This is a genomic window from Serratia bockelmannii, assembly GCF_051803255.1.
Classification (GTDB): Bacteria; Pseudomonadota; Gammaproteobacteria; order Enterobacterales; family Enterobacteriaceae; genus Serratia; species Serratia bockelmannii.
Window position 1 is genome coordinate 361,945 of the sequence record NZ_CP196512.1, and the last position, 15,540, is coordinate 377,484.

Below are 15,540 nucleotides of genomic sequence, written 5' to 3' on the forward strand. Positions count from 1 at the left end.
GACAAGATGAGCATTGCCTTTACCCCCTGGCCGGCGGAGTTCGCCAGCCGCTATCGCGAGCGCGGCTACTGGACTGACAAGCCGCTGACCGAAATCCTCGACCGCCAGGCCAACAACGACGCCCCGGCGATTATCGATGCCCAGGGCAGCCTGACCTACCGCGAGCTGCAGCAGCGCTCCGATCGCCTGGCGGCTGCTTTACTGCGCCGCGGCGTGAAATCCGGCGATACCGCGTTGGTCCAGCTGGGCAACGTGGCGGAGTTTTATATCGTGTTCTTCGCGCTGCTGAAGATTGGCGTGGCGCCGGTCAACGCGCTGTTCAGCCATCAGCGCAGCGAACTGAATGCCTATGCCGAGCAGATCAAACCGGCGCTGCTGATCGCCGATCGCCAGCACGGGCTGTATGCCGACGATCAATTCCTGAATACCTTCCGCGATGCGCATCCTTCGCTGCGGGTTGTGGCGCTGCGCAGCCAGCCTGAGGGTGAGCTGGCGCTGGCCGCCTGGCTGGACGAAGCCAGCGACGGTTTCGTCGCGCAGCCTTCTGCGGCCGATCAGGTGGCGTTCTTCCAGCTTTCCGGCGGCAGCACCGGTACGCCGAAGCTGATCCCGCGTACCCACAATGACTACTACTACAGCATTCGCCGCAGCGTGGAGATCTGCCGTTTCGACGCGCAGACCCGCTATCTGTGCGCGCTGCCGGTGGCGCACAACTACCCGATGAGCTCGCCGGGCGTGTTGGGTGTGTTTTATGGCGCCGGGCTGGTGGTGTTCGCCGCCGATCCGGACGCCGCGCAGTGCTTCCGCCTGATCGAACAGCACCAAATCAACGTGACGGCGCTGGTGCCGCCGGCGGTCACGCTGTGGCTGCAGGCGATCGAAGAGTGGGGCGGCAATGCCCAACTTGCCAGCCTGAAACTGCTGCAGGTGGGGGGCGCCAAGCTAGGCGAAACGCTGGCGGCGCGCATTCAGAACGAAATCGGCTGCCAACTGCAGCAGGTGTTCGGCATGGCGGAAGGGCTGGTGAACTACACCCGGCTGGACGACGACGAACGCCACATTCTGACGACGCAAGGGCGGCCGATGTCGCCGGACGACGAAGTATGGGTGGCGGATGACGACGGCAATCCGTTGCCGGCGGGCGAGGTCGGCCGGTTGATGACGCGCGGGCCTTATACCTTCCGCGGTTACTACCAGAGCCCGGCGCACAACGCCGACGCCTTCGACGCTGACGGTTTCTACTGCTCCGGCGATCTGATCAGCATCAGCGAAGACGGTTACATCACCGTGCAGGGGCGGCAAAAAGACCAGATCAATCGCGGCGGGGAGAAGATCGCCGCCGAGGAGATCGAGAACCTGCTGCTGCGTCACCCGGACGTGATCAACGCCGCGTTGGTGTCGATGCCGGACGCGCTGATGGGGGAGAAGAGCTGTGCCTATATCATCGCCAACGCGCCGCTGAAGCCGGTGGTGCTGCGCCGCCACCTGCGGGAGCAGGGCGTGGCGGACTTCAAACTGCCGGATCGCTTTATTCAGGTGGACAGCCTGCCGCTGACCCCGGTCGGCAAAGTGGACAAAAAACGGCTGCGCCAGCAGCTCGACGCGCAACTACAGACTCAGGCTCAGGGAGATTAATCGATGGCCATTCCAAAACTTAATGACTACGCGCTGCCGACGGCGGACGAACTGCCGCAAAATAAAGTCACCTGGCAGGTAGAACCGCAGCGCGCCGCGCTGCTGATCCACGATATGCAGCAGTATTTCCTCAATTTCTGGGGCGAAGACAGCGCGCTGATCAAACAGGTGGTGGAGAACATCGCCAACCTGCGCCGCTACTGCAAACAGCAGGGCATTCCGGTGTTCTATACCGCGCAGCCGAACCAGCAGAGCGATGAAGACCGCGCGCTGTTGAACGACATGTGGGGGCCGGGCCTGAACAAGCACCCTGAGCAGCAGGCGGTGACCGCCGCGCTGGCGCCGGACGAAGACGACACGGTGCTGGTGAAATGGCGCTACAGCGCCTTCCACCGCTCGCCGCTGCAGGAGATCCTGCAGGAGTCCGGCCGCGATCAGCTGATCATCTGCGGCGTGTATGCGCACATCGGCTGCCTGACCACCGCCATTGACGCCTTCATGCGCAACATCCAGCCGTTCATGGTGGCCGACGGCCTGGCGGACTTCTCGCGCGACGAACACCTGATGGCGCTGCGCTATACCGCCGGCCGCTGCGGCCGGGTGGTGACCACCGCGTCGCTGTTACCGGCGGCAGGCATTGCCAGCATCGATGCGCTGCGTCAGCAGATCCTGCCGCTGCTGGACGAAGACAGCGAAGACATGGGCAACGATGAAAACCTGATCGATTATGGCCTGGATTCGGTGCGCATCATGGAGCTGGCGACCCGCTGGCGCAAGATCCGCGGCGACATCGACTTTATCGCGCTGGCGCGCAACCCGACCATCGACAGCTGGTGGGCGCTGCTTTCCGAAGAGAAAGCCTGATTTTAATAACGATGAGAGGGCGGCCGCTCGGCTGCCCCGTTGGCTCTATAAGGAGATTTCGATGAATGCTTTGATCACCAAGGGAAAACGCGCGGCATTCCCGCTGATGCTGCTGTCCACGCTGCTGTTCTCCAACTCGTTGCTGGCGCAGACTGCGCCGGAAGTGCTGCGCAAGCCGGTTGGCAAGGGCGCCTATGAAATGGCCTACAGCCCGAGCGAGAACGCGCTCTACCTGGCGACGTCGCAGAGCCGCAAGCTGGACAAGGGCGGTATCGTTTACCGCCTGGATCCGACCACGCTGGACGTGACCCAGATTATTCATAACGACATCAAGCCGTTTGGCGCCGCCGTCAACGCTAAAACCGGCACGCTGTTCTTCGGTAACACCGTCAATAACTCGGTGACCGCCATCGACGCCAAGACCGGCGAAGTGAAAGGCCGCCTGGTGCTGGACGCGCGCCAGCGCTCTGAGACCGTCAAGCCGCTGGCGCCGCGCGAGCTGGTGGCGGATGCCGACAGCGATACCCTGTACATTACCGGGCTGGGTGAATCCAGCGTGGTGTGGGTGGTGGATGGCAAGGATCTGACCCTGCGTGCCACCGTGACCGACACCGGCAAATACGGCACCGGCCTGGCGCTGGACGCCGCCGCCAAGCGCCTGTACGTCACCAACGCCGACGGCGAGCTGGTGACCATCGATACCCAGAGCAACAAGGTGCTGTCGCGCAAGAAGCTGGATGAGGCTAAAGAGCACTTCTTCCTGAACATCAGCCTGGATACCGCCACCCATCGCGCGTTCATCACCGATTCCAAGCAGCCACAGGTGCTGGTGGTGGATACCCGCAGCGGCAACATCCTGAGCAAGATCGACGTGCCGGAATCGCTGGCGGTGCTGTTCAACCCGGCGCGCAATGAAGTTTACGTGACCCATCGCCAGGCGGGTGAAGTGAGCGTGATCGACGCCAAGAGCTACAAGGTGCTGAACACCATCAAGACGCCGACCCACCCGAACAGCCTGGCGCTGTCGCCGGACGGCCAGACGCTGTACGTTAGCGTCAAGCAGGCTTCCAGCCGCGAGAAAGAAGCGACCGCGCCGGACGACGTGATCCGCGTAGCGCTGAAATAATCCCGCGCAGGGTAAACCCCCTCGAACAGGCGAAGCGGCGACGCTCAGCCTGTTTTTTTTCGCCGTGCGATCTGCGGTATAAAGTGTGGATTGCCTTATTGATCCGAAGGAACGTGGGTTATGCCTGCTTCACGCACACCGCTGTTGTTGTCCGTTATCACCCTGCTGCTGCTGGCCGCGCTGATCCACAGCGGCATCAGCCCCTACGATCGCACCACCTGGTTGATGGAGGTGGCGCCGGTATTGATTGTTTTGCCGTTGCTGTGGCTGACCCATCGCCGTTATCCGCTGACGCCGCTGCTCTACACGCTGATTTTCTTCCATGCGCTGATCCTGATTTTCGGCGGCATGTACAGCTATGCTCGCGTGCCGCTGGGCTTTGAGGTGCAGCAGTGGCTGGATCTTGGCCGCAACCCGTACGACAAACTGGGGCATTTCTTCCAGGGATTGGTGCCGGCGCTGGCGGCGCGCGAGATCCTGCTGCGCGGCGGTTATGTGCAGGGCCGCAAGATGCTGGGCTTCGTGGTGTGCTGCATCGCGCTGGCGATCAGCGCGGTGTATGAGTTGATCGAGTGGTGGGCGGCACTGGCGCTGGGCCAGGGCGCCGACGAGTTTCTCGGCACCCAGGGCGACCCGTGGGACACGCAGTCCGATATGTTCTGCGCGTTGCTCGGCGCGATAGCCGGCCAGTGGCTGTTCGGTGGCTGGCAGGGTAGGCAACTGCGGCGTTTAAAAGAGTAAGCCTTGTTGCGTTAAGCCTAGTGAAAATAGCGACTTCTCGTGCCGCCCAGTATTTTCCGGGCGGCATTTTAATGTCGACATGATAAGAAATAGATAATCATCAGTTAAATGTTTGGCACCCTGTGATACAGCACAATGTTATTTCTTATATTTATGATTATTTAGCTTTTTATGCGTTTTTCTAGGAATTTTCTTAACTCACGCCGTGTGCTACTATTCTCATGTTTAACAAGGGCTAATTATTATTAATTAGTTTTTTGAGCGGGGAATAATGAGATACATAATTAATAATAAGATTAAATATCATGAAGATAGATCAGAGTTGGTGGATATCAATGCTGAGCTACCGCCTCAACCGCTCACCGCCACCCTGAACCGCCTGCTGTCCACATTGGTCAGAAACAATAACCTGGTGCTCTCCCGCGATACCCTGCTGACGCAGGTATGGGAAGCGCACGGCCAGGTGGCCTCCGGCAATAACCTCAATAACACCATTTCCATCCTGCGCAAGATGTTCGCCGCCCTGGGCGAGGACGAGATTATCGTCACGCTGCCGCGCCAGGGATTTATGTTTACCGCCACTTCGTTGAAGACGACGGACAGCCTGGCGGAGAGTTCGTCGGAGCCGCCGATCCCGGCGGCTGCAGAAAGCGCCTTGCCGACCAAGCCGCTGCGAGCGCAGCGATTTAAGCGCCTCGGGTTGGCCGCGTTGCTGCTGTTGGCGGCGGGGAGCGGTCTGTGGGCCTGGCAGGACGCCGGCTATGCGCCGATCAGCACGGTAAGCGTAGGCAACATCGGCAGCTGTGAGGTGAAGTTCATCGCTTCTTATCATAAGACCGGTTCCGGCAAGGCGGATTTGGCGCACTTGCAAACGTTGCTGGATAAACGAAATCATATTCACTGTAGTGAACCGGCGACGCTGCTTTATTACGACAGCCAGTCGGTGGTACCAGGCAGCGCAGAACGCGTGCGATCTTCTTACTTCTTTTATTGTCCGCAGACGGCGATGGCGGCGGGCAAAGCGCAATGCGAGAACTACTATGAAAGTCTGGAAAAATAACCGGATATGGCATTACCGTTACGCGCTGTTAGTCTTTGCGGCGCTGGCCTGCTGTTGCGCCGCCGCTTATGTGCTGTTCGCTATGCCGCAGGTGCCGGAATGCCGGGCGTCGATGCGGGTGCATAATCAGGATAAAGATGCGGCGATGGAGCGTGTGCTGCTGGTGAGCATCGTGCCTGAGGGCGCGCGACAGCTCACTATGTTGATGAGCGGCAGTTTTTTTGATGGTGATACACGTTATGTGGTCGATCGCTCCGTGGAAATGAGTTACCAGCGTCGCGGCAGCAACTACACCATGTGGGTAACGAAAAATACCCGCAAGCCGCAGGACTCTGTCGTTCGCGAGGATATGAATCGCCGGTTGCCTATCGCCGGGCAGCAGCTGCATTTGCGCATCGAGCGTATCGATCGGCATCACTATCTGTTTACTGATAACCATTCGCCGCTTTTTGTCTGCGTGACTGGCGCATAACGGTCCCCCCCAGAATTACCGGGGGGCCGATGTTGTCTCTGACCCTGGGTGTCAAGAGCGAAAAGATTAAGGTTGATTGCCGGTTATATAATTATTGATGCAAGGGCTGTTACCGGTACGCGGGCAGTAGGTGACCTGCTGTTCATCCTGGTTAGTGCTCTCATTAAGAATGTTAGCGTAATAATAGACATCGGCCCGCGTACGGCAATTGAAGCCCGCCTGTTGTATCACCTGCTTGATGTTCTCCAGGCTTCCTCCACCTAAAGTCATACTGTACACCTGGCAGCTTTGGTAATTCCCAAGTGGATAAACGCTGATACGCGTGCTGTTTTGATACAGCACAATGATGGCAAAAGGCACCAGACAGGCAGCGGCAATCATTATTAAGCGTTGTAATGCTCGTCGGATGCCGGGGGGAGAAGTCCCGGGGGGCGGCGTAGACGCTATTTCCGTTTCACGGTGCTTTTCTTCTCTATATATTTCCACCTTATTTTCATTCGCTTCATGAATGTTTCGAGCAATAAATTTAAACCCCTGACGTGGATAGGTGACGATAATCTCCTCGGCGCCAAACTGCGCCAGTGATTTACGTAACCCGGAAACGTAATTGTTTAAGTTATTGTTGGAGGCTTTCAGCCCATAATCGACCCAAACATCATTAAGCAACCTCTCTCTCAACAACAGCTTGTTATTATTCTTGATGAACAACGAAAGCAGTCTGCTGGTCGGCTTCAGTAAAGCTATTTTATTGCTGGCATTATCGACATGCATCAATGTGCCTTCCTCCTCGTTATAGAGGATGCTCTCATTTATAATGAAAATCATTTTATTTACCCGTCAACTTTCCTGTCGAGAGATTATTCTGAGACCTCTGTGTACTTTTTTCAATCCCTTGAGTTGCAGGGCAATAGGATTTTTCTCTTTATTCGTGTAATTGAAATGAAATGTTTATCTGCTTACAAGTTTTTTAATATAAATATTGATAATTAAATCCTATTTATCGTTATTTTAATCTATTTAATTATTATTTTATCGATAATAATCCTGTGTTTTTGTATTTTTGCGACATAACGTTTCAAATGGAAGGCGCTAAGTGTAAATTTGTTTCCACTGATACGGGGCGCGGAAACGCAGCGTATTAGCCACGGAGACAATGCGCAGGAATCTCAGGAATAAAGCTGCTGCATTGCATGCGTGACTTTAAGGATTTAATTCTTCTCCACTACTTACTAAGGAATGTAAGGAATCTCTATGAAACTGAACAAAATTATGATTGCAGCGGTATTGGCCTTCGGCGCTTCTTCTTTGATGGCCCAGGCAGCTAACACCGGTAAGGTTCACTTTGAAGGTTCTATTGCGAAAGCTGCATGTTCAATGGATCAGAAGAGCGTTGAGCAAACTGTAAAAATGGGCCAAATCGGCGACTCCAGCCTGCTGAATGGCCGTGATTCCGCTGTTAAGACTCCGTTCGATATTGTGCTGAGAGACTGTATTTTGCCTGACGCTCCTACTGAGACGGCGATGACGATCACTTTCAACGGTCTTAAAGGTGTTAAAGACGATATGCTGCAATTCGGTCCAATGAGCACCGCTAAAAACGCCGGTGTCGTTATCTCTCATGGCGCGGACACTGTTAAGCTGGGTACGCCAATTAACATTGGTGTACTGAAAGCGGGCGCAGATACTGAATATACTCTGAATTTCACCTCTCACCTGCGTGGTAATGGAGACGATAAAAATAAACCAATTCAAGCCGGTACCTTCTTCAGTACTGCTAACTTCATTGTAAATTATAACTAATCGATTTACGACAGGTTGAATAATTATAGCATGCGGGACTAGCCCGTATGCTTTTTCCCCGAATGGATTCCTGTTTGCAAGGGATAATCTCTATGGCCCTTATTGGCAAAAATGTAGTGGCGCCTTCCCTATTGGTCGCGATTTTTACGGCCCAGACGATGCCGGCAACGGCTTCGGTTATTGGCTGGGGAAGAGTCAATATGGAAGGCGCTATTGTCAACGCGGCCTGCGCCCTTGAAGCGGCCAGCCGTGATCAAACCATCGATATGAAAATTTTGCCGGTGGAACAAATTACCCGTGATGGGCACGGGCTGACCCGCCCCTTTACGCTGAAGCTGGTGAACTGCGGGCTGGCAGGGGAAAACAGTACCAATACCGGGCGCCAGCATTTCCGCATGATATTTGACGGTAATGCGGAAGGAAAAAACTTCGGCGTCATCGGCGATGCCCGTGGCGTGGCGTTACGCATTGTCGATAGCATCGGCACAGATATTTACCCTGGGGTGCCGATGTCAATAGAAAATACCCTAACAAAAGATTATCGATTGAATTATTCAATGCAGCTGGTGGCTAACAGCCAGGTATTGCGCGCAGGGGATTACCGCTCCGCCATTCGTTTTAAATTGGATTACTACTGATTATAAATAAGTTAAAGGTTGGCGGGATCATGGATGCGAGAAAATTTAAATCGGGGGCGCTCCCGTTAAGTTTATTAGGGATATGTATTTCTCTGGCTCTCTGCGGCCTGGCGTTGCCGGGACGGGCGGATGATGCAATTCAGTTCAACACTGACATCCTGGATATCAACGATCGTAAAAATATCGATCTCGGCCGCTTTGCCAAAGGCGCCTTTATTATGCCGGGCAAGTACAGCATGACGGTAGTGGTGAACAAGCAGCCATTGGATGAGCAGCCGGTGGTTTTCTATCCGCCGGAAAACGATCCCGATGGCAGTGCGGCCTGCGTCTCGCCGGAGCTGGTTGAAAAACTGGGCCTTAAAACCGAGTTTCTCAAGCAGCTGCGCTGGTGGCATAACGAGCAGTGCCTGGATCTGAGCAGCCTCAAGGGCATCGAGGCCAGGGGCGATCTGGCGGTGTCGGCGCTGTATCTGAACATTCCCCAGGCCTATTTAGAGTACTCCTCGCCGGATTGGGATCCGCCGGCGCGCTGGGATAACGGCATTCCCGGCCTGCTGCTGGACTACAACCTGAACGGCCAGGTGCAGCAGAATAGCAACGGCGGCGGCCAGACGCAGCGCCTGGGCGGTAATGGTGCGGTGGGCGCCAACCTGGGCGCCTGGCGGCTGCGGGCCGATTGGCAGACCAGTCTCAATCACCAGACCGGCTCGGGGGAATCGAGCCAGAGAACGTTTGACTGGAGCCGCTATTACGCTTTCCGCGCGTTGCCGCAGTGGGGCGCGCGCCTGGCGTTGGGAGAGGATTCGCTGCAGAGCAACCTCTTCGACAGCTTCCGCTTTACCGGCTTCAGCCTGATGTCGGACGACAACATGCTGCCGCCCAACCTGCGCGGCTATGCGCCGGAGGTGACCGGCATCGCCAAAACCAACGCCAAAGTCACCATCAGCCAGCAGGGGCGCGTGCTGTATGAGGCGCAGGTCGCCGCCGGGCCGTTCCGCATCCAGGATCTGAGCGATTCGGTGATGGGCAAGCTGGACGTCAAGGTTGAGGAACAAGACGGCAGCGTGCAGCAGTTTCAGGTGGACACAGCCAGCATTCCTTATCTGACGCGCCCTGGCATGGTGCGCTTCAAGTTCGCCGGTGGTCGGCCGTCGAACTGGGAGCACCAGGTGCAGGGGCCAACCTTTGCCACCGGTGAATTCTCCTGGGGGGTCAGCAACGGTTGGTCGCTGTACGGCGGGGCTATCGCCGGTGGCGATTATAACGCGCTGTCGCTGGGGCTGGGGCGCGATCTGCTGGTGCTCGGCGCGCTGTCGTTTGATACCACATATTCGCGGGCCAGATTGCCGATTGACGACGGCACCAAAAAAGGCGGCTCGTACCGTTTGAGCTATTCGAAAAGCTTTGATGAATACGACAGTCAGATCACCTTCGCCGGTTATCGCTTCTCGGAAGAAAATTTTATGACCATGAGCGAATACCTGGACGCGCGTTATCACGGCTTGCGGAACGGCAAAAGCCGAGAAATGTACACCATCACCTTTAACAAGCAGTTCCGCGATCTGGGGGTCAGTACCTATCTCAACTACGACCACCAGACTTACTGGGATAAGCCGACCGACGAACGCTACAGCCTGGCGCTGTCGCGCTATTTCAACCTGGGATCGTGGAAAAACCTGAGCGCCTCACTCTCGGCTTATCGCAACAAGTCCAGAGGGACCAACGACGACGGCATGTATCTGAGCCTGACGGTGCCGTGGGGAGAAGATACCAACCTCAGCTACAGCAGTTCGTGGAACCGTAACAATAACAACCAGCGGGTGGGCTACTACCAACGGTTGGATGAACACAACAACTATCAGCTGACCGCCGGCAGCTCGCGCAACGGCGGCTCCGCCAGCGCGTTTTACAGTCACGACGGCGACGCGGCGCGTATCGACGCCAACGCGAGTTATCAGGGGGGCCAGTACTCCGCGTTCGGCATGAGCCTGCTGGGCGGGGCCACGCTTACCGCCCAGGGGGCGGCGCTGCACCGTAGCGGAAGCTTCGGTGGTACCCGCCTGATGCTGGACACCGATGGCGTGGCCGGGGTGCCGGTACGTGGCTATGGCGCCACGAGCCGCACCAACATGTTTGGCAAAGCGGTGGTGACGGACGTCGGCAACTTTTACCGCAGCCGGGCGAGCATCGATCTGACCAACTTATCGGACGAGGCTGAAGCGACGCAGTCGGTGGTGCAGGCGACGCTCACCGAAGGGGCCATTGGCTACCGGCGCTTCAACGTGATTTCCGGCCAGAAAGCGATGGCGGTGATCCGCCTGGCGGACGGCAGCACGCCGCCGTTTGGCGCCGAGGTGTTCAACCGCCGCAGGCAGCAGACCGGGATTGTGAATGACGGCGGCAGCGTTTACCTCAGCGGTATCCGAGCCGGTGAACAAATGACGGTGCATTGGGAAGGGAAGGCGCAATGCGAAATCGATCTGCCGGCGTTGCGCACGGATGTTGCTCTGAGCGATCTGCTGCTGCCGTGCCGGCGCGTGGCCGCAGGCAGTGAAGGCCAGGCAGATGCCCCGGAAAACCCGTAAATGCAATTTTTGACCAAATGGAAGCTTATTATGCGAAACAACACTGTAAAAACGCTGTCGGTAGCCGGCCTGCTAACCACCACCTTGCTGAGCGGCCAGGCGCAGGCCGCTATCGCGCTGGATCGCACTCGCGTGATTTTAAACGGCGGCGATAACTCGGCCAGCATGAGCATCACCAATAAAAACACCCAACTGCCTTATCTGGCTCAGGGCTGGCTGGAGAATGAGCAGGGTGAAAAAATCAACAGCCCGCTGATCGTGTTGCCGCCGGTGCAGCGGGTGGAGCCGGGCGCGCAAAGCCAGGTCAAGGTACAGGCGCTGCCGGCCGCCAAGGCGCTGCCGCAGGATCGCGAGAGCCTGTTCTACTTCAACCTGCGCGAGATCCCGCCGAAGAGCAACAAGGCCAACACGCTGCAGATCGCGCTGCAGACCCGCATCAAGCTGTTCTACCGCCCGGCGGCGATCGTGCCGAACAAAAATGCCGCGTACAGCCCGTGGCAAGAGCAGTTGACGCTGACCCGCCAGGGCGCGGGCTTTAGGGCCAATAACCCGACCCCGTATTACATCACGCTGGTCGATGCCCGCAGCAGCAAGAGCGGTAAAACCGCCGCCGGTTTTGAACCGCTGATGGTGCCGCCGAAAGGCAGCGTGGCGTTAGGCGCCACTGGCCTGGGCAATGCACCGGTGCTGACTTATGTCAATGACTATGGCGGCCGCCCGGATCTGACCTTCAAGTGTGGCACCGGTGATTGTCAGGTGGTGCCTGAGAAGCAAGGATAATCGGCGCCGGCAGCGGCGCTCCATCAGTTGAAGCGGCAGGGAAACTAATGCAAATAATCGATAGCGGCTGCAACAGCCAGGAGAGAGGCGCTTTAACGCGACGGGCAGGCCAGGCGGCGTTATTGGCGCTGGTTTTGCTGACGAATCGGGCAGAGTCAGGTAACCACGGCATGCTGTTTGTGCATGGCGCGCTGACCGAAGGCGCCTGCCGGCTGGAGATGTCTTCGGCCTACCAGGATATCTGGCTGGGTGAAACCACCACGAGCAGCCTGGCAGTGCCCGGCAACCGCACGCAGCCGGTGGCCTTCCAACTGCGCTTGCGTGACTGCACGCGCATGGGGGCGGCCATCAGAGACACTCGCCTGGGTTACCGGTTGTGGGATGCCTACCAGCCGGCAGTAACGGTGAGCTTCACCGCCCCGGCCGATGTGGATAACCCGCAGCTGGTGCAGGTGCAGGGCGCCGAAGGCCTGGGGCTGCGGCTGTTGGATGCGGATAACCGCGATGTGCGGCTGGGCAGCCGCAGCCGGCCGCAGCTGCTGGCGCTGGGCGATAACGGGCTGCAGTTTTATGTGATGGCGGAGCGCACGCGTGCGCCGCTGTTGGCGGGCGCCTACCGCGCGGCGATCGATTTCCGGCTGAACTATGACTGAGGTGGACGGTATGGGCGATACAGGGCGACGCACGCTGGCCATCGGCGGCGAATATCTCCTTCTGGGCCGTGCGCTGGCGGCCAGCACCGCTGCCGCTTCGGCGCTCACCCTGCTGGCGGTGCTGAGTTTTGGCCAGCTGGCGCAGGCCGCCACGGTGAATGTCACGGTGAAAGGTGAAGTGCTCGCGAAACCAAAGTGTGAAATCAACGGCGGCAATGATATCGATGTGCCCTTCGGCGAACTGAATATCGCAGACATTGACGGCGTCGACTACGGCAAGAAAAAGATCCCCTATAGCGTGAGCTGCAGCGGCGATACCTCCGGCTCGAACGGAAATATGAAAGTGTCATTGCAGGGCGATAGCCCGAATTTTGGCGTCGGTTTGCTGCGCACCCGCGAGAAGGACGATTTGGCGATCAAGCTGCTGTTCGAAAATGGCCAGCAGCTAAAGCTGAACGAGTGGCATAACTTTTTTTATCCCAATTATCCACTGCTCTATGCCGTACCGGTCAAGCGCGGCGGCGCCAAGTTGAGTGGCGGGAACTTTTCCAGTTCCGCCACATTATTAGTCGAGGTTCAATAAGGAGATGAAGATGAAATATATTCCAGGGCTGGCCGCCTTGGCCTGCATGGGATTGCTGGCCAGCGGCGCGGCGCAGGCGATAAAGGTGAACTTTACCGGTACGCTGGTGGCGGCGCCAGACTGCACCCTCAACGAGGGTAACGATGTCAGCGTTAATTTTGCGGAAGTGGTGATCAACAAGATTGATGGTAAAGACTATAAGAAAATGCCGATCCCCTACGGCATCAGATGTGAGGGCGGTTCACCAGGCAGCGGCCAGCTTAAGGTGATGTTGGAATATACGACCGTCCCATGGGGCGACTACAACGCGATCCAGGCCCTACCCATCCCGGCATTTAATAATCTCGGGTTGCGTATCATCGAGGGGGACGGGGATAAAACCTATGTGCCTAAGAGCAAGGTGGCGGTTACCGATGTGAATAACCCGCCTAAGTTTTACGCCGTGCCGATCGGCAAGCCGAACTCGGGTTTACCTACGGCGAGTTTCAACGCGTCGGCAACCATGACCGCCATATATGAGTAAAACGTTAGACCGGCACCGAAGCTGCACTGCTCCGGTGCCGGGCTGCGGCAGCAATTAAAGCCGCCGCGTTATAAACGCGGTGGAAAGAGGCGCACCGACGGCACTTAACCGGCGGAATATTTTCGCCATTGGCGATGGTCGGATAAGCTATTTTTCCGGCAGGGTAACCAGATGAAAAAGATTTTTTTATTATTGCTAATCGTATTTTTCGGCGGCATGAATGCGGCCCGCGCCGCTAATTTTGAGGCCATTCCTCGTATAGAGCCTACCAGTGGATCCTATGCTTTTCTCTCTTTTACGTTTCTCCGTATTTTACCGGAGTCGCAGGAACCCAACCCATGTTATGGACAAAGAGACTGCATGTTATCTGTGGTGATGACCTTATCGAGCTCACCACGTGCCTCTGTGGCGTTGGCTGAGGCCAACAGCAGCTGTAACACGGCGGATTGCAAGACCAGCACGAGCACGGCCAAAACCATGGGGGAGCTCGCGCCGTTAGTCAGGTATTTAGGGCGCAATGGGACGAACTCGACGAGAGATATAAACCAGGTTGGCAGCTGGCCTCTTCGACTCTGCTTCGGTGTGGCAATTAACGGTAGATGGAGTGGCGCTTTCGGCTGTGGCCCCGAAATACCCAAGACGAACAGTTGCGATATTCTTGACACTAACGCCATCGTTGACTTTGGTTCATTCAGCAGCGACTTTACGGCCCGGCAGGCCACGGGAACCATCAAGATAAATTGTGCCAGCGAGGCTTACTTACGCGTTAAGTTTAATTCCAATGTCACCAATATGCCGTTAAGCCAGGACGGGCGAATGACCGCCAGCCTGAAGTTTAGGGACCTGATCGCTGGCGTGGGCGAGAATTATGTCAAAGTGCCAGGCGGCAATAGAGAAATCTTTATCGATGGTGATCTCAGGAATAACAATACCTCGCATACCGGCCCGTTTTCTGTGCCTGTGGTGGCTATTGTTGAGATAATATGAAAGGTCATTCGATGAAAAGTGCTCTTTTATTTTTAATCGTGTTTTTTTGCAGCGTCAGCACGGCGAATGCCGCATACCACAACGCCACCACCATCATACGAAAAGGGGAGATCCCGGGGTCTTTCCTTGTCACCACCACGCTAAATGACATTGGGCCGATACCCGATAGTAATATATGCAATGGCACGATAACTAGTACTGCGTACCCATGTGGTTACACTTTCGCTATCTACCCAATTGCCTCGAACGGATCTGTGGCTACTGCCAGGTTGATCACTGACTTGGTTGACCGACGCCCCCCTAACCAGTGTTCGACCAGTACTTGCAAGACAAATATAGCAACAGCCAAAACTATTGGGGAACTGGTGCCATTGATGAAGTACCGTGGCGGCTTTGGCATAGCCAAGACGGAACTGATTCGTCCCTATTTTGAACTTGAGGGTTTCAGATCATGTTTGTATTTTTCTAATTCTTCAGCGGTTGGGAATGGGTCTTCGGGGCGATTCGATTGCAGCCCACTTATCCCTCTGACGACAAGCTGCGATATTCTGGATACTGATGCCCTGGTCAATTTTGGAACGTTCGGCAACGACGTGGTAAGCCGGCAGGCCAGTGGTTCATTTAAAATTGACTGCTCCGGTGACAGCAGCGTGCGGGTCAAGTTTGCCTCCAATGTGACGAATATGTCACTCAGCCAGGATGGAAAGCTGACGGCCAGCCTGAAAGTGAGGAATTCAACCCCGGGTGCGAACAGTTTGGAAAGTTTTGTTAACGTGCGGGCCGGTACGCAAGAGATATTTATCGATGGCGATCTTAAAAATAATAATACCTCACATACGGGCCCGTTTTCTGCCTCGGTGGTGCTCATCGTAGAGGTGGCATAAAGTAATGTGCTATCGCGTGTATTAAATAAGTCATTAGTCAATGAGCAAGTGAATGAGATTATTGCCGTGTCGCTGCTTATTTGGTAAATGCGAAAAGAACATATGTGATATACGCATTCTCTTACCTGGCGATGTCATGGAGTGAGCCTGAACGACCCGCTATTTTCAGTCATACACTGTAAAAGCGAGAGACAAAGGGGCGGCGGAAG

Annotated in this window: 17 protein-coding genes; 15 read left to right on the forward strand and 2 right to left on the reverse strand. The window is 56.3% G+C overall.

What is annotated here, in order from left to right:
• The first annotated feature begins 6 nt into the window (after positions 1-6).
• The 6 genes from ACSJLU_RS01635 to ACSJLU_RS01660 all read left to right on the forward strand — a co-directional run bounded on the left by ACSJLU_RS01635 (position 7) and on the right by ACSJLU_RS01660 (position 5,898).
• A complete protein-coding gene (locus ACSJLU_RS01635) occupies positions 7-1,635 on the forward strand; it encodes a (2,3-dihydroxybenzoyl)adenylate synthase (RefSeq protein ID WP_089196423.1) in 1,629 nt (542 codons plus the stop codon).
• A 3-nt stretch (positions 1,636-1,638) separates the two neighbouring features.
• Positions 1,639-2,499, forward strand: coding sequence for an isochorismatase (locus ACSJLU_RS01640; protein ID WP_004930014.1), 861 nt, complete (start codon positions 1,639-1,641; stop codon positions 2,497-2,499).
• A 61-nt stretch (positions 2,500-2,560) separates the two neighbouring features.
• Positions 2,561-3,625, forward strand: a complete 1,065-nt coding sequence (locus ACSJLU_RS01645; protein ID WP_043142387.1) for a YncE family protein — start codon at positions 2,561-2,563, stop codon at positions 3,623-3,625.
• Positions 3,626-3,745: 120 nt separating this feature from the next.
• A complete protein-coding gene (locus ACSJLU_RS01650) occupies positions 3,746-4,366 on the forward strand; it encodes a DUF2238 domain-containing protein (protein ID WP_049204134.1) in 621 nt (206 codons plus the stop codon).
• A 325-nt stretch (positions 4,367-4,691) separates the two neighbouring features.
• Complete coding sequence (locus ACSJLU_RS01655) at positions 4,692-5,426, forward strand: winged helix-turn-helix domain-containing protein (protein WP_239665983.1); 735 nt, start codon at positions 4,692-4,694, stop codon at positions 5,424-5,426.
• Positions 5,407-5,898 (forward strand): hypothetical protein, encoded by a 492-nt coding sequence (locus ACSJLU_RS01660; protein ID WP_167324733.1) that lies wholly within the window; start codon positions 5,407-5,409, stop codon positions 5,896-5,898. Before ACSJLU_RS01655 ends, ACSJLU_RS01660 begins: the two co-directional genes overlap by 20 nt.
• Positions 5,899-5,964: 66 nt before the next feature.
• On the opposite strand, the gene ACSJLU_RS01665 is transcribed toward ACSJLU_RS01660, so the two are convergent.
• The gene (locus tag ACSJLU_RS01665) at positions 5,965-6,723 is read right to left on the reverse strand and encodes a winged helix-turn-helix domain-containing protein (protein ID WP_167324734.1); all 759 of its coding nucleotides are present in this window, start codon (positions 6,721-6,723) and stop codon (positions 5,965-5,967) included.
• A gap of 426 nt (positions 6,724-7,149) precedes the next feature.
• Here ACSJLU_RS01665 and ACSJLU_RS01670 point away from each other — a divergent pair, with 426 nt between their 5' ends.
• The 8 genes from ACSJLU_RS01670 to ACSJLU_RS01705 all read left to right on the forward strand — a co-directional run bounded on the left by ACSJLU_RS01670 (position 7,150) and on the right by ACSJLU_RS01705 (position 14,447).
• On the forward strand, positions 7,150-7,698 hold the full coding sequence (locus ACSJLU_RS01670; protein WP_380828056.1) for a fimbrial protein: 549 nt from the start codon (positions 7,150-7,152) through the stop codon (positions 7,696-7,698).
• Positions 7,699-7,790: 92 nt separating this feature from the next.
• Complete coding sequence (locus ACSJLU_RS01675; RefSeq protein ID WP_025304977.1) at positions 7,791-8,336, forward strand: fimbrial protein; 546 nt, start codon at positions 7,791-7,793, stop codon at positions 8,334-8,336.
• Positions 8,337-8,365: 29 nt separating this feature from the next.
• Complete coding sequence (locus tag ACSJLU_RS01680) at positions 8,366-10,921, forward strand: outer membrane usher protein (RefSeq protein WP_025304978.1); 2,556 nt, start codon at positions 8,366-8,368, stop codon at positions 10,919-10,921.
• A gap of 30 nt (positions 10,922-10,951) precedes the next feature.
• The gene (locus ACSJLU_RS01685) at positions 10,952-11,701 is read left to right on the forward strand and encodes a fimbria/pilus periplasmic chaperone (RefSeq protein ID WP_025304979.1); all 750 of its coding nucleotides are present in this window, start codon (positions 10,952-10,954) and stop codon (positions 11,699-11,701) included.
• A gap of 47 nt (positions 11,702-11,748) precedes the next feature.
• Entirely contained in the window at positions 11,749-12,354 is a 606-nt protein-coding gene (locus ACSJLU_RS01690; protein ID WP_197837297.1) for a type 1 fimbrial protein, read from the forward strand.
• Between the two features lie 10 nt (positions 12,355-12,364).
• Positions 12,365-12,937, forward strand: coding sequence for a fimbrial protein (locus tag ACSJLU_RS01695; protein ID WP_380828062.1), 573 nt, complete (start codon positions 12,365-12,367; stop codon positions 12,935-12,937).
• 10 nt (positions 12,938-12,947) lie between these two features.
• Positions 12,948-13,460 carry a fimbrial protein gene (locus ACSJLU_RS01700; protein ID WP_342101155.1) on the forward strand — a complete coding sequence of 171 codons (513 nt, stop codon included), beginning with the start codon at positions 12,948-12,950 and terminating at the stop codon, positions 13,458-13,460.
• Between the two features lie 171 nt (positions 13,461-13,631).
• Positions 13,632-14,447, forward strand: coding sequence for a hypothetical protein (locus ACSJLU_RS01705; protein ID WP_380828064.1), 816 nt, complete (start codon positions 13,632-13,634; stop codon positions 14,445-14,447).
• 4 nt (positions 14,448-14,451) lie between these two features.
• Here ACSJLU_RS01705 and ACSJLU_RS01710 read toward each other — a convergent pair whose 3' ends face one another.
• Positions 14,452-14,598, reverse strand: a complete 147-nt coding sequence (locus tag ACSJLU_RS01710) for a hypothetical protein (protein WP_167324736.1) — start codon at positions 14,596-14,598, stop codon at positions 14,452-14,454.
• A gap of 223 nt (positions 14,599-14,821) precedes the next feature.
• Here ACSJLU_RS01710 and ACSJLU_RS01715 point away from each other — a divergent pair, with 223 nt between their 5' ends.
• The gene (locus ACSJLU_RS01715; RefSeq protein ID WP_167324737.1) at positions 14,822-15,331 is read left to right on the forward strand and encodes an MrpH family fimbial adhesin; all 510 of its coding nucleotides are present in this window, start codon (positions 14,822-14,824) and stop codon (positions 15,329-15,331) included.
• Positions 15,332-15,540: the final 209 nt, after the last annotated feature.